Source organism: Sphingopyxis sp. MC1, assembly GCF_000371385.1.
GTDB lineage: Bacteria > Pseudomonadota > Alphaproteobacteria > Sphingomonadales > Sphingomonadaceae > Sphingopyxis > Sphingopyxis terrae.
This window is the reverse complement of record NZ_AOUN01000014.1, coordinates 68,854-84,407: the sequence shown is the minus strand read 5'-3', so window position 1 is coordinate 84,407 and position 15,554 is coordinate 68,854. Positions and strand designations below refer to the sequence as shown.

General features: G+C 65.7%; 19 protein-coding genes and 1 tRNA gene. 3 read left to right on the top strand and 17 right to left on the bottom strand.

Going from position 1 to position 15,554, the window contains the following annotated elements; translation table 11 throughout:
* Positions 1-49 precede the first annotated feature (49 nt).
* The 3 genes from EBMC1_RS14295 to EBMC1_RS14285 form a co-directional block, all read right to left on the bottom strand.
* Positions 50-1,444: an amino acid permease gene (locus EBMC1_RS14295; RefSeq protein WP_003049163.1), complete on the bottom strand. Its 1,395-nt coding sequence runs from the start codon at positions 1,442-1,444 to the stop codon at positions 50-52.
* A gap of 350 nt (positions 1,445-1,794) precedes the next feature.
* Positions 1,795-2,436, bottom strand: coding sequence for a YoaK family protein (locus EBMC1_RS14290; RefSeq protein ID WP_003049160.1), 642 nt, complete (start codon positions 2,434-2,436; stop codon positions 1,795-1,797).
* Positions 2,437-2,443: 7 nt separating this feature from the next.
* On the bottom strand, positions 2,444-2,731 hold the full coding sequence (locus tag EBMC1_RS14285; RefSeq protein ID WP_003049156.1) for a 4a-hydroxytetrahydrobiopterin dehydratase: 288 nt from the start codon (positions 2,729-2,731) through the stop codon (positions 2,444-2,446).
* A gap of 51 nt (positions 2,732-2,782) precedes the next feature.
* Here EBMC1_RS14285 and EBMC1_RS14280 point away from each other — a divergent pair, with 51 nt between their 5' ends.
* Genes EBMC1_RS14280 through EBMC1_RS14270 form a run of 3 tightly spaced genes read left to right on the top strand, consistent with a single transcriptional unit; the run spans position 2,783 to position 4,436 of the window.
* Positions 2,783-3,211 (top strand): metallopeptidase family protein, encoded by a 429-nt coding sequence (locus EBMC1_RS14280; protein WP_003049153.1) that lies wholly within the window; start codon positions 2,783-2,785, stop codon positions 3,209-3,211.
* Positions 3,208-3,792, top strand: a complete 585-nt coding sequence (gene ccmA / locus EBMC1_RS14275; protein ID WP_003049151.1) for a heme ABC exporter ATP-binding protein CcmA — start codon at positions 3,208-3,210, stop codon at positions 3,790-3,792. Before EBMC1_RS14280 ends, ccmA begins: the two co-directional genes overlap by 4 nt.
* A complete protein-coding gene (locus tag EBMC1_RS14270) occupies positions 3,789-4,436 on the top strand; it encodes a heme exporter protein CcmB (RefSeq protein ID WP_003049149.1) in 648 nt (215 codons plus the stop codon). Before ccmA ends, EBMC1_RS14270 begins: the two co-directional genes overlap by 4 nt.
* A gap of 335 nt (positions 4,437-4,771) precedes the next feature.
* Here the strand turns inward: EBMC1_RS14270 and rplA are convergent, their stop codons facing one another.
* The 14 genes from rplA to EBMC1_RS14200 form a co-directional block, all read right to left on the bottom strand.
* Entirely contained in the window at positions 4,772-5,470 is a 699-nt protein-coding gene (gene rplA / locus EBMC1_RS14265) for a 50S ribosomal protein L1 (RefSeq protein ID WP_003049148.1), read from the bottom strand.
* A 4-nt stretch (positions 5,471-5,474) separates the two neighbouring features.
* Positions 5,475-5,906 (bottom strand): 50S ribosomal protein L11, encoded by a 432-nt coding sequence (gene rplK, locus EBMC1_RS14260; RefSeq protein WP_003049146.1) that lies wholly within the window; start codon positions 5,904-5,906, stop codon positions 5,475-5,477.
* 185 nt (positions 5,907-6,091) lie between these two features.
* Positions 6,092-7,129 (bottom strand): acyltransferase family protein, encoded by a 1,038-nt coding sequence (locus tag EBMC1_RS14255; RefSeq protein ID WP_231292938.1) that lies wholly within the window; start codon positions 7,127-7,129, stop codon positions 6,092-6,094.
* Between the two features lie 66 nt (positions 7,130-7,195).
* Positions 7,196-8,131, bottom strand: coding sequence for an acyl-CoA thioesterase (locus tag EBMC1_RS14250; protein WP_003049142.1), 936 nt, complete (start codon positions 8,129-8,131; stop codon positions 7,196-7,198).
* A gap of 40 nt (positions 8,132-8,171) precedes the next feature.
* A complete protein-coding gene (nusG, locus tag EBMC1_RS14245; RefSeq protein ID WP_003049140.1) occupies positions 8,172-8,708 on the bottom strand; it encodes a transcription termination/antitermination protein NusG in 537 nt (178 codons plus the stop codon).
* A gap of 40 nt (positions 8,709-8,748) precedes the next feature.
* Positions 8,749-8,946 carry a preprotein translocase subunit SecE gene (gene secE, locus EBMC1_RS14240; RefSeq protein ID WP_040590458.1) on the bottom strand — a complete coding sequence of 66 codons (198 nt, stop codon included), beginning with the start codon at positions 8,944-8,946 and terminating at the stop codon, positions 8,749-8,751.
* A gap of 378 nt (positions 8,947-9,324) precedes the next feature.
* Positions 9,325-9,400: transfer RNA gene (locus EBMC1_RS14235), tRNA-Phe, on the bottom strand.
* A 97-nt stretch (positions 9,401-9,497) separates the two neighbouring features.
* Entirely contained in the window at positions 9,498-9,692 is a 195-nt protein-coding gene (locus EBMC1_RS14230; protein WP_003049134.1) for a DNA gyrase inhibitor YacG, read from the bottom strand.
* Positions 9,682-10,644, bottom strand: coding sequence for a hypothetical protein (locus EBMC1_RS14225; protein WP_003049132.1), 963 nt, complete (start codon positions 10,642-10,644; stop codon positions 9,682-9,684). Before EBMC1_RS14225 ends, EBMC1_RS14230 begins: the two co-directional genes overlap by 11 nt.
* Entirely contained in the window at positions 10,637-11,233 is a 597-nt protein-coding gene (locus EBMC1_RS14220; protein WP_003049130.1) for a Maf family protein, read from the bottom strand. The genes EBMC1_RS14225 and EBMC1_RS14220 overlap by 8 nt, the downstream gene beginning before the upstream one ends.
* Positions 11,230-11,448 carry a translation initiation factor IF-1 gene (gene infA / locus EBMC1_RS14215; protein WP_003049127.1) on the bottom strand — a complete coding sequence of 73 codons (219 nt, stop codon included), beginning with the start codon at positions 11,446-11,448 and terminating at the stop codon, positions 11,230-11,232. Before infA ends, EBMC1_RS14220 begins: the two co-directional genes overlap by 4 nt.
* Before the next feature lie 83 nt (positions 11,449-11,531).
* Positions 11,532-12,398, bottom strand: coding sequence for a cupin-like domain-containing protein (locus EBMC1_RS14210; RefSeq protein ID WP_003049078.1), 867 nt, complete (start codon positions 12,396-12,398; stop codon positions 11,532-11,534).
* Positions 12,395-13,579, bottom strand: coding sequence for a GNAT family N-acetyltransferase (locus EBMC1_RS14205; protein ID WP_003049075.1), 1,185 nt, complete (start codon positions 13,577-13,579; stop codon positions 12,395-12,397). Before EBMC1_RS14205 ends, EBMC1_RS14210 begins: the two co-directional genes overlap by 4 nt.
* A gap of 77 nt (positions 13,580-13,656) precedes the next feature.
* Positions 13,657-15,552: an XrtA/PEP-CTERM system amidotransferase gene (locus EBMC1_RS14200; RefSeq protein WP_003049072.1), complete on the bottom strand. Its 1,896-nt coding sequence runs from the start codon at positions 15,550-15,552 to the stop codon at positions 13,657-13,659.
* Positions 15,553-15,554 lie beyond the last annotated feature (2 nt).

Genomic DNA, 15,554 nt, shown 5'->3' with positions numbered 1-15,554 from the left:
GCGGGCGGCATGATGCAACCGCCATTCCATGCCAGCATGGATCTATTGCTCAGCCCGCGACGGCGCGGCTCCGTGCGTAAAGCAAATAGACGCCCAGACCACCGATGTTCCAGACGAGGAACCACAGCTGCGTCTTTGCCGGCAGGCTGAAGAAAAGATAGATGCATCCCAGCACTGCGATGCCGCCGACTACCCATGGCATCGGCGCACGGAAGGTCCGCGGTGCGTCGGGCGCGCGGCGGCGCATGATAAGCATACACACCGACACCGCGGTAAAGGCCGCAAGGGTGCCCGCATTGGCCAGCGCCGCCAGCTCGCCGAGCGGGATGAAACCCGCCAGCACCGCGACGACCGCGGCGGTGAAGATCGTGATCCGCACCGGCGTCCCCCGCGCCGACAGCTTCGCCAGGCTGGCGGGCAACAGCCCGTCGCGCGCCATGGTGAAGAAGATGCGGCTCTGCCCGTAGAAAAAGGCGAGGATGACCGTCGGCAACGCAATGACGGCCGAAATCGCCAGATAATGAGCGGCGAGCGGCTGGCCGAGTTCGCGCAGGATCAAGGCCAGCGGTTCGGGGCTGTTCGCAAAGCGGCTGTAGGAAATGGCCCCCACCGCCGCGACCGCGACGGCAATGTAGATCAGGACGCAGGCGATCATCGACCCGACGATCCCGATCTTGAGGTCGCGGTCGGGATTCTTCGCCTCCTCGGCGGCCGTCGCGATTGCGTCGAAGCCGTAGAAGGCAAAAAAGATGATCGCCGCCGCCGCCATTACACCGCGCTCGACGCCGTCAGGCCCCATATGCTTGGCAAAGCCGAACGGGCTGAAGGGTTCGAGATTGGCGGCGTCGAAGGCGGGCAGCGCGACCGCCACGAACACCGCGAGGGCGACGATCTTGACCAGCACGAGGATGGCGTTGACCGTCGCACTCTCGCGCATACTATAAAGCAGCATTCCCGCGACCACCGCGATGATCGCGATCGCCGGCAGGTTGACGATCCCGCCGAGTTCGGGGCCCTGCATCAATTCCTGCGGCACCCGCGCCCATTCGTGGAGCAGGGGCGCGGCATAGCCCGACCAGCCGACCGCGACCGCGCTGACGACCAGCGAATATTCGAGGATCAGGCTCCATCCGACGATCCACGCGATCAGTTCGCCGATCACCACATAGCTGTAGGTATAGGCGCTGCCCGACGCAGGGATCATCGTCGCCATTTCGGCATAGGCAAGCGCGGCGCAGGCGCAGATCAGTCCGGCGATGACGAACGAAAGGATGACCGCGGGGCCCGCCTTGTCGGCGCCGACGCCGATCAGCGTCAAGATACCGGTGCCAACGATCGCGCCGACACCGAGCGCGACGAGATGCGGCCATCCGAGCGTGCGCGCGAGCTTGTGCTCATGCGCGTCGGGAACGATCGCCTTGCGGCGAAATAGGCTGTCGGACATGCGGCACACTCCCCTGTCTCACGATTTGGCGTGTTACTTTATTGCCGACTTTTGGAACGGTCGGCCGGGGAAGGCAAGCGCCGCCTTAGGGTCAGGACCCATTGATTCCGCGTTCGAGGTTTGAAGCGATTTTGCTCAGGGCGAGGAGAAAAGGCGAAGGAATATGAATATATTTCGAAACTTTTCGACGACGCCGGGGCAAAATCGGTCAAATCCCGCAGGGACGCCGAAATGGCTTCGATCTCGGGCCCGCGCGGCCTTGCGGGTAGCGATGCTACCCGCTGCACCCGCGCAGACCCGATATCTTCGCCATTTCGACGCCTCGATCGTGGAATTAATGGGTCCTGACCCTAGGGCGCCTGTCTCGCCATCCACATCGCGCGCCCCCCCAGCCCCGCGGCAAGCGCGATCGCGAGCCCGTAAGCCAGCGGTGCCGACCACAGAACGGTGCGCGCACCCAGGACGGCACCGCCCGCCAGCCCGGCCCACAGCCCCAGATGATGGCGCCACCGCCGGTCGCCCTCGCCACGAAGCGCGTTGGCGATCTTCTGCCCCATCTGGACGAGCGTGCCCGTCATATAGGTGACGCCGACCACAGTGCCGTCGCTGCCCTCGATCGCCGCATTGACGACGCCCATCGCAAAAGCGAGGCCGAGAATGGCGACCCAGCCGGCATCGGCCACGCGCAGCAGCGCCGCGACGACCAGCAGCAGCGTCACGCACATCAGCACCGCCGGCGTGCGCCGCCGCCCTGCGCGCGCGCCGATCAACGATCCGGCGACGACGCCGGTGACGAAAATCGCGATGATGCTGCCCGCAAGCAGGGCGGCGCGATGGCCCTCCGCCACCCCGACCGCGAGGCGGGTCGAATTGCCGGTCATGAACGACACGAAAAAGCCCGCCGATTCGACGAAGCCGATCGCATCGACGAAGCCCGCCAGAATCGCGATCCCGACGGCGAGCGTGCGATAAGCCTGATCGAAACGGATCATCGGCGGATCAAAGCAAGGCTTCGATCGCTTCCGCCAGGCGCGCGTCGCGATCGGACAGCCCGTCGGCGTCGTGCGTGGTCAGCAGGATATCGACGCGATTATAGACGTTCGACCATTCGGGATGGTGATCCATCTTTTCGGCGATGATCGCGACGCTCGCCATGAAGCCGAAGGCCTGCGCGAAATCGTCGAACCGGAACCGGCGCGTGATCGCGTCGCGCTGCGGCTCGTGCGTCCATTCGGGAAAGCGCGCGAGCAGCGCCGCACGCGCCGCATCGTCGAGTTTCTGGACCATCCGCTTTCTCCCGCTGGTAAAGACCGTGTCCCCGCCATAAGGAAGGGCGCGATGAGCGACAAGGCCGCCCTTTCCCGATTGCCCGACGGCTGGACCGGCGGCGCCCCCGATGCCGATGCCTTTCACGCAATGGCCGATGCGGCGCTGGCCGCGCTGCCCGATATTTTCAAGCCGCACATCCGCGGCGTGGTCGTCGCGATCGAGGAATTTGCCGACGACGAAACGCTCGCTTCGCTCGGTATCGAGCATCCCTATGATCTGACCGGCCTCTACGAAGGCCGGCCGCTGACCGACCGCAGCATCGACATGAGCGGCGGCATGCCCGACCGGGTGACGCTCTATCGCATCCCGATTCTGATCGAATGGATCGAAGGCGGCGAACGGCTCGACTGGCTGGTGCGCCACGTCCTGATCCACGAAATCGGACATCATTTCGGCTTTTCGGACGACGACATGCACGCGCTGGAAGACATGGCGTGACGCTGTTGCTCCAGCTAGACCGCATTGCCTGCATCCGTGGCGACCGGCTGCTGTTCGAAGGCCTGTCGCTGGCGCTCGCGCGCGGCGAGGCGCTGTGGCTGCGTGGTCCCAACGGTGCCGGCAAATCGAGCCTAATCCGCGTTGCCGCGGGCCTGCTCCGCGCCGCGGCGGGCACGGTGACGCGGCACGAACGCTGCGCGCTGATCGACGAAGCCGCGGCGCTCGATGCCGAACTGCCGCTGCGCCGGGCGCTCGACGTCTGGGCGCGCATCGACGGCATCGACGGCCCGATGACGCAGCGCGCGATGGAGGCCATGGCGCTCGGCGCTCTTGCCGAAGTACCGGTTGCTATGCTGTCGACGGGCCAGCGCAAACGCGCCGCGATGGCACGCGTCATCGGCAGCGCGGCGCCGATCTGGATGCTCGACGAACCCGCCAATGGCATGGACGACGCCACCCGGACGCGGCTCGTCGCAGCGATCGCGGCGCACCGCGCGAACGGCGGCGCGGTACTGCTCGCCTCGCACTTCGCGCTCGACATCCCGGATCTTGCCGAGCTGGACATGGGCGCGCGCGCATGACCGCCCTGCTCACGCTTTTCTGGCGCGACCTGCGCCGCGCCTGGGGCAGCGGCGCGCTGTGGCTGCCCGTCGTCTTTTTCCTGCTGGTCGCGACCGCCTTTCCCTTCGCGGTGGGTCCCGACGCGCCACTGCTCGCGCGCACGGGGGGCGGCATGCTGTGGGTCGCGGCGCTGCTCGCGGCGCTGCTGCCGATCGACCGGCTGATCCGCCCCGACAAGGATGCGGGCGTGCTCGATCAGCTGGCGGTACGCGGCATCGCCGACGAGGTCGTCGCGGCGGTCAAGATCGCCGCCCATGCGATCGGCTTCGGATTGCCGTTGCTGATTGCGCTGCTGCCAGCCGCGGCGCTGCTTGCACAGGATGCGGCACGCGTCGCGACGATTGCCATCGGCCTCGCCATCGCCATCCCCGCCCTCGCCTCGCTCGCGGTGCTCAGCGCCGCGCTCACGGCGAACCTCAAGGGCGGCAATGCGATCGGCGGCCTGCTCGTCCTGCCGCTCGCGGTGCCATTACTGATCTTCGGCGCCGGAATGCTCGATCCATCGGGCCGCGGCGCAGTGAAACTGCTCGCCGCTACCAGCCTGTTGCTGACGGTGATCGGCCCCTTCGCGGCGGGGGCGGCATTGCGAGGCTTGCGGGAATAGCGGATTTCGAGCGGAAAGGGGCACCTGATCCTCATCGTCATCCCGGACTTTATCCGGGATCCATTCACGCAGCGTCGGAATAATGGATCCCGGATCAAGCCCGGGATGACGAACGAATAGAGCTCCACGTCGTCATTGTGTTCCCCGGCGAAGGCCGGGGTCCCGAGTGTCGAACGCTGATGTTGATACTGTAAAGCCTTGGGCCCCGACTTTCGCCGAGGAACACCATGCGGTTAGCGGCAACGCCCGCTTTCCATCCCAATCCATCCCTTCGGCCCATAAGAAAAGGGCCGGAGTTTCCCCCGGCCCTTTCCTTGAATGGCTTTGCCTGAAAATCAGGCGCCGGCGACGTCCGCGGTGTCGATCTTGACGCCCGGGCCCATCGACGACGACAGCGCGATCTTGCGGACATATTTGCCCTTCGCACCGGCCGGCTTGGCCTTGACGATCGCGTCGACGAACGCGTCGAAATTCTGGCGGAGCTTTTCCTCGCCGAACGACAGCTTGCCGAGGCCGGCGTGGATGATCCCGGCCTTTTCGACGCGGAATTCGATCTGGCCGCCCTTGGCTGCCTTGACGGCTTCGGCGACGTTCGGGGTGACGGTGCCCAGCTTCGGGTTCGGCATCAGGCCCTTGGGACCCAGCGTCTTGCCGAGGCGGCCGACGATGCCCATCATGTCCGGCGTCGCGATGACGCGGCCATAGTCGAGGTTACCCGCGAGCATGTCTTCCATCAGGTCTTCGGCACCGACCTTGTCGGCACCGGCGGCCAGCGCCTTTTCGGCATTGTCGCCGCGCGCGAAGACCGCGACCTTGACGTCCTTGCCGGTACCGGCGGGCAGCGTGACGACGCCGCGGACCATCTGGTCGGCGTGACGCGGATCGACGCCCAGGTTCATCGCGATTTCGAGCGTTTCGTCGAACTTCGCCGAAGCGAGTTCACGGACGGTCTTCAGCGCGTCTTCGATGCTGTGCAGCTTCGTCGCGTCGACCTTGCCCTCGAGGGCCTTCTGCTTCTTGGTCAGCTTTGCCATCGGTTCAGCCCTCCGTCACTTCGAGGCCCATCGAACGGGCGCTGCCTTCGATGATCTTGGTCGCCTGTTCGATGTCGTTGGCGTTCAGATCCTTCATCTTGATCTCGGCGATTTCGGCGAGCTTCGAGCGCGCGATCTTGCCACCGCTGATCTTGCCGGGCTCCTTGGAACCCGACTTCAGATTCGCAGCCTTCTTGATGAGGTAGGTCGCCGGCGGCGTCTTGGTGACGAACGAGAAGCTCTTGTCCGCAAAGACGGTGATGATGGTCGGGGTCGGCGTGCCCTTGTCCATGCCGTCGGTCGCGGCGTTGAACGCCTTGCAGAATTCCATGATGTTGACGCCGCGCTGACCCAGCGCCGGCCCGAGCGGCGGCGAGGGATTGGCAGTGCCGGCGGGCACCTGCAGCTTGATATAGCCGCTGATCTTCTTGGCCATGATGGCCTCCTTTCTTTCTGTCGCCACGGACGGATCCGGGGCTCAAAGTAAGCGGTCCAGCAGAGGGTTATCAGCCCTCCTCCCGCGCGGAATCACGCCGCCGTTCCAAAGGAGGGCGATCGCGAAGCGCGGCCGTTAGCGGGCTTTCGCCCCAAATGCAAGGAAAGACGCGCCGCGCGGCGCGATCAGACGGCGGCCGCGACCGCCAGTCCGCTCCGGCGATTCTTCCACCGGTTTCGGATGATGCGCTGCGCCGGACGCTCGACGATGCGATAGGTGAGTTCGGCGAGCAGCAACACGATTGCTGCGAAGAGCATATGCGCCGTCAACAAGCCATAGTCCCAGTGCCGGAACTTCGTGGTCAGCCTCAACAGACCTTCCGCGACCGGGATATTCAGCAGATAGATCGAATAGCTGCGATCGCCGAGCCAGACGAGCGGGGCTGCACCCATGAACCGGGTCCGGAGCGCAAGGATCAGCACCGCCGGCCATGTCAGTATGGCGAAGGGCAAGGCGGGATTCGCCATACCCGTCGGAATGAACAATCCGGCCACCGCGATCGCGGCGAGCAGCAAGGTCGGGACGCGCGCCAGCAGCGCGCGATAGCGCCAGAGCAGCAAACCGATGAAAAAGCCGAGCCCGCCGCGGGCAAGGCTGTTCGCGGACGTCAGCGGTTGGCCGGCATGTCCGTCGAGCAGCAGCACCGCCGCACTTACGGCAATCGCCAGACACGCGACCGCCACGAGTGTCCGCCGCCCGACAAACGCTGCCGCAGCGAAAAGGATGTAGCAGAAAATTTCGACCGAGATCGACCAGGACGGCCCATCAAAGGTTCGCGCGACGGGCTGCGTGAACACCTGCAACATGAACAGGTGAGCGATGAAAGCGCCCACAGTATTATAGGACATCCACCAGAAGGCGATAGCCGTAACCCCGAGCATGAACAGGTGAAGCGGATAGAGCCGCGCAATACGCGCCACGGTAAAATCGGCCAAGTTTGCCGGTGTTCGCAGCGTTTCGCCAAAGCGATAGACATGCGCGAAGACAAAGCCTGACAGGATGAAGAACAGGTCGACCCCCGCCCATCCATAGTGACGGAGCCATACTATGACCGGTCCGCCCCAGCCGTCGGCAAAGACGGCACGGTCGAACATCACCTGAGTGTGATAACCGAAGGCGACGGCGCAGGCGGCAAGCCCGCGCACACCGTCAAGCTGCTTCAATCGTCCGATGGCCGTGCCGTCCGTTCCCATTCGAAAAGCAGCCCCCTTCTGCGGCGCGCGCAATCGCTATCGCACGGCATCCGGGCGATAGCGTACCAGGCCTTCCTGCACCACGGTTGCTATCAGCGTGCCGTCCTGGCGATAGATCGACCCGCGGCACAGCCCGCGATCGCCGCCGGTCCACGGGCTGTCCATCACGAACACGAACCAGTCGTCGACGCGAATATCGTCGTGGAACCACATCGCATGATCGAGGCTGGTCGACACCATGCCCGGCGTCCAGAAGTTGAGGCCGTGCGGCAGCATCGCCGACGACAAAAGTCCCATGTCGGATGCGAAAGCGAGGAAACCGCGATGGAGCAGCGGGTCGTCGCCGATCGGCGCGGCGACGCGGAACCATTGATAATGCTGCGTCGCCTTGGCCGAAGCCGGCGGGCGATAGCTGCGCACCTCGAACGGCCGCCGCCGCGCCATATGGGCAAGGTGGCGATCCGAAATATTGGGATCGGCTGCAATGAAATCGGTGAAGTCCCAGCACTGCTCGGGCGGCAGAAGGTCGGGCATCGGCACCTGATGCGACAGCCCTTTCGCCGGAATCTGGAACGATGCGGTCAGGTTGAAGATGACCTTGCCGTCCTGCCGCACCACGACACGGCGGTTCGAAAAGCTGCGCCCGTCGAAATCGCGGTGGATGCGGAAGTGCAGCGGCTTGGTCTCGTCGCCGCCGCGCAGGAAATAGGCGTGGAGCGAATGAACCTGCTTTCCGGTTTCAACCGTGCGCGAGGCCGCGAACATCGCCTGCGCGATGACCTGCCCGCCGAAAATCCGGTCGCGCGCGGTGGTCGCAAGGGCGGGAAAGGTAAATTCGTCCTCGACACCCGGCACGGGATCAAGATCGAACAGCCGCGCGACCGCCGCGACGACCTTCTCGGCCGAAACACCCGCGTTGATTTCGCGGGCGCGTGCAATGCGAGCCTGAATCTCGTCCTGACTCAGACTCATGCGATTATCCCATGTTGCGAAAAGCGACGGCCGACGGCCATCACTTCATCCGTTCGACCTGCTCGAAATCGAGCTCGACCGGCGTTGCACGGCCGAAGATGGATACGCTGACCTTGACGCGCGCCTTGTCGAAATCGAGTTCCTCGACGACGCCGTTGAAGCTCGCGAACGGGCCTTCCAGCACCTTGACCTGATCGCCGATTTCGTAATCTACGCGAATCTCGGTCTTCGGGCGCGCGGCGGCTTCTTCCTTGCTGTTCAGGATGCGCGCGGCTTCGGCTTCGCTGATCGGCTGGGGCTTGCCCGACGATCCCAGGAAGCCCGTAACCTTCGGCGTATTCTTGACGAGATGATAGACATCGTCGGTCATCGTCAGCTTGGCGAGCACATAGCCGGGGAAGAATTTGCGTTCGGACTGAACCTTCTTGCCGCGCTTGACCTCGGTCACCGTTTCGACGGGCACTTCGACCGCCTCGACGAAATCGCTGAGTCCCAGACGCTCGGCTTCGGTGACGACCGAATCGCGAACCTTGTTCTCGAAACCCGAATAGGCGTGAATGATGTACCAGCGCGCCATCTGTGCGTGTCCTGTCCTGAAATTGGGTGTGAAGCGCGGATCAGCCCGCGAGCGACGTCAGCCAGCCGACGATCAGCTTGAATACCGTGTCGACGCCGAAGAAGAACAGCGACAGCAGGATCGTCATGATCAGAACCATGATCGTCGTCTGCATCGTCTCGCGGCCCGTCGGCCACACGATCTTGCCGGCTTCCGCCTTTACCTGGTTGACGAATTCGCCAATTTTGGGCCTCGCCATATCGATCGTCCCGTCCTTCATGCGTCTCAGTTTACGGCCAGATGGGTTGCCGCCCCCGCCGCGTCAAGCGCGGCTTCAGGCAATAGTCCGCCCACCCTCCCCGAGCATGTCGGCGAAAGGCGGAAGGAAAACGGCGCATCTGTCCGAATGGGCGGCCTTTAGCCGCGCGCCAGAGCCTTGGCAAGCGATTGCCGCATGGCACCCCCACGCGCCGGCCTGAGAGATCGCGCCATGCACGCGCCCACAGAAGGCCGGCCGGGAATTTTCGGATCGGAACCGAGCGGCATGGCGCGCCACGCCGCGCCGACGAGCCACGCGAGCCATCGCAGGGATATTATCCCGGTTTCAAGATGTTCCGGAACGGTCGCCAAGGGACCGTGGTGCCCGGGGGCGGGATCGAACCACCGACACTGCGATTTTCAGTCGCATGCTCTACCAACTGAGCTACCCGGGCACGGGCTCCACAAGGCCGTGCGGCCTGTTCGGGAGCGGCGGCTATAGGCAGGGGTTTCGATCCTGTCCAGAGCCTTTGTTGCGCAAATTTTGTCCTGTCATTCATCCTCGAAACGGTCGCCGTCGAGGCCCCCGTCGGGCGCCTGATCGACCGGTACGCGATAGCCTTCGTCGAACCAGCGATTGAGGTCGCGGTCGCGGCAACCGCGGCTGCAAAAGGGCTTGTAGGTCTCGTCGCGCGGCTTGCCGCACAAGGGGCAGCGGCGCGATCGGGCGGCGGCATTACTGGGCATGGCCCGTTCCTTTCACTTGCGCATCGGCGACGATCGCGACCGCGCGCCCGGTGCGCCGTTCGAGCATCGAGATCCAGTGCGGGTGCGCGCCGATCCACTGGACAACGGCCGGTCGCGCCGTGAGTTGCAGTGGCCCGGCGCCGACAGCACGCTCGGCCTGACGCAAGAGCAGCGCGGCATCGGTCGCCACGGGATCGAAGCGAACCTGCTCGATCAGTGACGGACGCTCGCGGCGCCGGATGATCTGCAGAAAGCCGAACCCGTTGGTCGCGGTGCGCTCGAACGGCTGCGGGAAATACGCATCGACCCAGCCATCGACCGCCTGCCGCTCGGCGCGGCCGGGCAGCGAGGGAAAATCGATGCCGATCGAACCGCCGATGTCGCAGCAGCGCACCACATGCGCCGCAGCGGCGGCGCCGGCTTGTGCCAGCGCCAGCGGATCGCCGTCGCCGTCGATATCGATGAGCAGCATCGCCGGCGTGGCATCGACCCACAGCGCGCCGCCGGCGAAAGGCCAATGGCCGGTGCCGACGTGATCGATCAGATCGGACCAGCCCGCTTCCTCGAGCCGGTCGGGACCGGTCGGCGCCAGGTCGGTCACCGGCAGGCCGTTCGCGGCGATGCGCGCGCGCAGGTCGGGGCCGTCATCTGGCGCGGCGTCGCTAAGCCGGCCGCGCGCGGGCTTGTCGCGGCCGCGCTCGCGCAGCGCCATGCGCGTGATCTCGACCGCCAGCCGCGTGCCGAGCGGAACGCCCCTTGCCGCCACGGTCGCGACGGGGTCGCCCAGCAGGTCGAGCCGCACCACCCCCGGTTCGATCAGCCGCCCGGTGATAATAGCACCGACGCGCGGCCGCTCGCCCTCGCGTTCGATCCGCGCCTCGATGATATGACCGTCTTCGATCAGCGCGGCCCGCGCCTCGCCGATGCCGGCTTCGTATAGCCACTCAGCCAAGTGGCACTCCGGCACTCGTCAGCAGCGCGCGCGTCTCGAAGATCGGCAGGCCGACGACATTGGAATGGCTGCCCGAAAGGAAGCGCACGAACATCTCGGCCTTGCCCTGGATGGCGTAGCCGCCGGCCTTGCCCATCCCCTCGCCGCTCGCGACATACCAGTCGATCTCGGCAGGCGTCAGCCGTTTGAAGGCGACGATGGTGTCGGCGACGCGAACGCGCGGGCGGCCGTCCGCCCCGACGACGCAAACCCCCGAATAGACATGATGGCGCCGCCCCGATAACAGGCCGAGCATCCGGCGCAGATCGGCCTCGTCGATGGGCTTTTCGAGAATCCGGCGCCCGACCGCGACGGTCGTGTCGCCCGCCAGCACCACCTCGTCCGCCGCGCGGTCGACGGCGCGGGCCTTGCTTTCGGCGAGGCGCGCGACATAGGCGCGCGGCAGTTCGCCCTTCAGCGGCGTTTCATCGATGTCGGGGGCCGCAATGCGCGCCGGCTCGATGCCGATGCGCGCCAGCAGCTCGCGCCGACGCGGCGACGTCGATGCGAGCACGAGCGACGGTGCGGGCAAGATCGCCGCCCCGCTCACTTGAAGCGATAGGTGATCCGACCCTTGGTCAGGTCATAGGGGGTGAGTTCGACGAGCACTTCGTCGCCCACCAGAACGCGGATGCGGTTCTTGCGCATCTTGCCGGCCGTATGGCCCAGAATTTCATGGTCGTTTTCCAGCCGGACGCGGAACATCGCGTTGGGCAGCAGTTCGACCACCTGGCCGCGCATTTCGAGAAGTTCTTCTTTCGCCATCTATCCTCTATGGGCTCGAAATTTAAGGATGCGCGCCCATAGCTCCAAATGCGCGCAATTGAAAGCCATCTGTCGCGGTGGCGTCAGGACACGAGTTTCAGTTTGCGCGCGACGCGCCAGCCGACGGTCTTTGCCCAGGCATAGCTCGGCCAGCGTGGCGGCATTGCGGGGTTCAGCCCCATCCGGCGCAGCGCGGCATTGGCGGCATGGGCTTCGGATTCGCGGTAGCTCCATTCGCTGCGCCAGGTGATCGAGAGCGAGATCGAGGGCGCGTCGCCGTTGCGGACATAATGCGGCGCCATCACGGGCATCAGCACCGCATCGCCCGGCGCGAGCGGCACCGCCTGCTCATCGCCCTCGAAACCATCTTCCCACGGCAGATTGCGGTGACCGCCGGTGTGATAGCGTTCATGCTCGATCCGGTGCGCAAAGCGTTCGTCGCCCGCGGGCCAGACGTGCATCACCTTGCTGCCGCGAAGCTGGAGCAGGATGTTGTGCTCGGGATCGAAGTGATAGGGCGTGATCGACCCTGGCGACGAGATGAAGACGAACCCCTGCGGCGTCAGCATCGCACCCGTCCGCGGCGAAACGACGGGTTCCAGCTCGCCAAGCAGATCCATCAGCAGCGTGCGATAGGCATCGACCGTTTCGATATTCTTGAGCACCGCCCAACTGCGGTTGCTATCGATGGTGCGGATCGTTTCGGCAATCGACAGCCCGTTCGATGGCACATCCTCGGGCCGGATACCGACAGGCAGATCGCCCGGATTATATTCGACCTGCGACCCCGGCAAAGTGTCGGCGAGCGCGGCCAGCGCATCGAGCGAGAGCAAGGGATGGTCGGGCAGGTGGTGGTGCAGCAGCCCCGCCTGCGCCGGATAGAGCGCGGTCATACGCTCCAGCGTTTCGGGCGGAAAGACACGAACTTGGTCGGCGGATTGCGCGGTCATGACGGATCCTGTTCGATCGGCGGTTTGGGGGCGGCGCGCTTCAGGCGGCGCCAGATTTTCTCGGCACGCGCCAGCGCGCGAAAGCGCCAGCGGTCCGAGGCGCCCGACAGGGGCGCGTTGATCCACACCAGCCGGCGCCGTTCGCGCCAGACGCTGTCGATCATCGGATGATCGGGCGCCGCGCAACTGTCGACCCATGCGACGCGCGCGTCGGCGAGGATATCGAGATTCGCCTGCTGAAGCAGCACCCCGGGCGAGAAGCGGGCATATTCCTCGTCGAAGGCGGTCTTGAAGGAAAAGGCGCCGGGCGGCGCCACGAAGTTGATCAGCAGCGCGATCGGCCGCTCGCCAAGATCGAGCGCGCGCATGTCGAGCCGGCCCGCCTCGGCCGCTGCGGCAAGGATCGCGCGGAACCAGGCCTCGGTTTCGCTCTGGCTCGCAAGCGCCGATCCGGCGCGCCCCTTCCAGCCGCGCGCTTCGAGATCGAGGAAGGCATCGATCCAGCCCTCGATCGCGTCGCCGCTGCGCCACTGGCGAAATATCAGCGGCCCCAGTTCGGCAAGGCGGTTGGCCTGGCGCCGCAATTCCTTGCGCTTCTTGCCGCGCATGGCGGCTTCCCAATAGGCGCCCGGCGACAGGTCGCTTTCGAGCAGCGCGCGCTCCTCGCGGTGGACGGCTTCGGCCTCGTCGCCGCGACCGCGCACGACTTCGGCCAGCGCGCGATGCAGCGGGCCGTCTTCGGTCAATCGCGGCACCTGAACCAGCGTTTGCGCCCACGGCGCAGCATCGCACCAGCCAAGCAGGATCGACCAGAAAAGCGTCTCGCAGCCCGCGCGCACCAGCGGGGCGCCGTGAAAATGATTGGGATGCGCCCAGCCGACAACATGGCGGAGCGGCAACGGGCCGTAGCGTGCGGCGGGCGCCAGCGGCATCACGCCGATCAGCGGCCCGTCGCTGCCCGTCATCACCATCACCAGCCGCGCCTGCCGCTCAGGATCGAGCAGGTGCAGCGCCGATTGCAGGCACCAGCGTTCGACGAAGGGATTGGGCTCGCTCGCCGCCGCGGCCAGGCGGTCCCAAGCCGCGGCAAGATCGTCCGACAGCGCGAGCGGATCGACAACACGAACGGTCAGCGGCGCGGCTTCGGCGGCATGGGTCGGAAAGGCGGGATGCACCGTCATCGGCGGCGAGCCTAGCAGCGAGTTGTTAAGAAGCGGTGGCGATTCAGCGGCTTCGCACCACGCGCGCCGCCGAGAAACTAGATACCAAAAAGCTTCGCCAGCGACTTTTCCAGCATGAAAAATTGCCAGATCAGCCGCCCATGATCGCGGCGGCCCGACTGGTGCGCGGCGACAACGCGTTCGATCTCCGCCATGTCGAACCATCCCGTCCGTGCAAGCGTTCCCGAATGGGCAAGCGCGCGCGCCTGTTCGGTCAGCGCGCCGCGGAACCAGTGCGACACCGGCGTCACGAACCCCATCTTGGGCCGGTACAATATGTCGTGCGGCAGATAGCGTTCCATCGCCTGTTTCAGGATCGCTTTCCCCGTCCCGCCTTTCACCCGCATCGCGGCGGGGAGCGAGGCGGCGAATTCGACGAGCCGATAATCGAGCAGCGGCTCGCGCGCCTCGAGGCTGACGGCCATGCTCATCCGGTCGGTCTTCGTCAAAATGTCGCCGGGCAGCCAGATCTTGAGGTCGGCATATTGCGCGCGGTCGAGCCGTTCGCGGGCCGGCGCCTCGGCCATCGCCTGCCAATAGCGCGTTTCCGCGACATGATCGCCGAGCGCGCGGATCGCGGCATCATTGAACAGGCGCGCGCGCTGGTCCGGGCCGGTGACGCCGACCGCTTCGGCATAGCCTTCGGCGCCGCTCTTCGACAGGCTGGCAAGCGTAGCGCGGGCGCGCAGCGGGCGCGGCGCCCAGTCCATCTGCGGCCAGACGCGCGCGAGCGGCCCCAGAAGATTGCGCCGCAGCACGGCGGGGATCAGCGTCCGCAACCGTTCCTCCTGATGATGGAAGACCAGCCGGCGATAGCCCGCAAACGCCTCATCGGCGCCGTCTCCCGACAGCGCGACCGTCACCTCTTCGCGCGCCAATTCGCAGACGCGATAGGTCGGCAGCGCGCTCGCGTCAGCGAAGGGTTCGTCGAACATGTCAGCGATGCGGTCGACCAGCGCGAAATCGGCGGCCGCGACGGTGCGGGTGCGGTGGTCAGTGGCGAAGCGGTCCGCGATCGTCGCCGCATAGGCCGTTTCGTCGAGCGCCGCCTGATCGAAACCGATGGTGCAGGTCTTGACCGCTTTCGCGCTCGCCTCGGCCATCAGCGCCACCACCGCGCTCGAATCGACGCCGCCCGACAGAAAGGCGCCGAGCGGTACGTCGGCGACCATGCGGTCGGTAACCGCGGCGCGCATCAAATGGACAAGATGCTCGGCCGCTTCGCTCTCGCTGGCGCGGATGCGGTTCGAAAAATCGGGCGACCACCAGCAGGTCGGGGCGGGAAACGGCTTGCCGCGTTCGAGCAGCAGATAATGGCCCGCGCCCAATTTGCTGACGCCCGCCACGATGCAATTGTCGTCGGGCACATAGCCCAGCGCCAGAAAGTCCTCGACCGCCGACAGATTGGCCTCGCGCCGCAGCAGCGGATGCCGCAGCAGGCCCTTGAGTTCGGACGCAAAGGCGATCGATCCGTCCGACAGCTGCGCGAAATGCAGCGGCTTCACGCCCAGCCGGTCGCGCGCAAGGAACAGGCAACCCCGCTGATGGTCGTGGATTGCAAAGGCGAACATGCCATTGAGCCGCGACAGGCAATCCGGACCCCACTGTCGCCACGCCGCCAGAATCACCTCGGTATCGCCGCTGGTGCGAAAGCGGTGGCCACGGTCTTCGAGTTCGGCGCGCAATTGCCGGAAATTATAGATCTCGCCGTTGAAGCTGATCGTCACCGCTTCGTCGTCGCTCGCCATCGGCTGCGGGCTGCCTTCGATGTCGATGATCGACAGCCGCAGATGCCCAAGCCCGACGCCTGGTGCGGTCCATTCGCCCGACCCATCGGGGCCGCGATGGCTCATGGGATGCAGCATCGCGCGCAGCCGCGCGGGATCGACGGGCTTGGCCGTCTCCAGATGATAAATGCCCGCGATCCCACACATAT

What these genes read in the sequence shown, in the direction of transcription:
- EBMC1_RS14290 (WP_003049160.1), bottom strand. Translation starts at nt 2,436, where the DNA reads ATGATCCGTTTCGATCAGGCTTATCGCACGCTCGCCGTCGGGATCGCG.
- EBMC1_RS14285 (WP_003049156.1), bottom strand. Translation starts at nt 2,731, where the DNA reads ATGGTCCAGAAACTCGACGATGCGGCGCGTGCGGCGCTGCTCGCGCGC.
- rplA (WP_003049148.1), bottom strand. Translation starts at nt 5,470, where the DNA reads ATGGCAAAGCTGACCAAGAAGCAGAAGGCCCTCGAGGGCAAGGTCGAC.
- EBMC1_RS14200 (WP_003049072.1), bottom strand. Translation starts at nt 15,552, where the DNA reads ATGTGTGGGATCGCGGGCATTTATCATCTGGAGACGGCCAAGCCCGTC.
- secE (WP_040590458.1), bottom strand. Translation starts at nt 8,946, where the DNA reads ATGGCGAGGCCCAAAATTGGCGAATTCGTCAACCAGGTAAAGGCGGAA.
- rplK (WP_003049146.1), bottom strand. Translation starts at nt 5,906, where the DNA reads ATGGCCAAGAAGATCAGCGGCTATATCAAGCTGCAGGTGCCCGCCGGC.
- EBMC1_RS14270 (WP_003049149.1), top strand. Translation starts at nt 3,789, where the DNA reads ATGACCGCCCTGCTCACGCTTTTCTGGCGCGACCTGCGCCGCGCCTGG.
- EBMC1_RS14205 (WP_003049075.1), bottom strand. Translation starts at nt 13,579, where the DNA reads ATGACGGTGCATCCCGCCTTTCCGACCCATGCCGCCGAAGCCGCGCCG.
- EBMC1_RS14295 (WP_003049163.1), bottom strand. Translation starts at nt 1,444, where the DNA reads ATGTCCGACAGCCTATTTCGCCGCAAGGCGATCGTTCCCGACGCGCAT.
- nusG (WP_003049140.1), bottom strand. Translation starts at nt 8,708, where the DNA reads ATGGCGCGCTGGTACATCATTCACGCCTATTCGGGTTTCGAGAACAAG.
- EBMC1_RS14210 (WP_003049078.1), bottom strand. Translation starts at nt 12,398, where the DNA reads ATGACCGCGCAATCCGCCGACCAAGTTCGTGTCTTTCCGCCCGAAACG.
- EBMC1_RS14250 (WP_003049142.1), bottom strand. Translation starts at nt 8,131, where the DNA reads ATGAGTCTGAGTCAGGACGAGATTCAGGCTCGCATTGCACGCGCCCGC.
- EBMC1_RS14280 (WP_003049153.1), top strand. Translation starts at nt 2,783, where the DNA reads ATGAGCGACAAGGCCGCCCTTTCCCGATTGCCCGACGGCTGGACCGGC.
- EBMC1_RS14230 (WP_003049134.1), bottom strand. Translation starts at nt 9,692, where the DNA reads ATGCCCAGTAATGCCGCCGCCCGATCGCGCCGCTGCCCCTTGTGCGGC.
- infA (WP_003049127.1), bottom strand. Translation starts at nt 11,448, where the DNA reads ATGGCGAAAGAAGAACTTCTCGAAATGCGCGGCCAGGTGGTCGAACTG.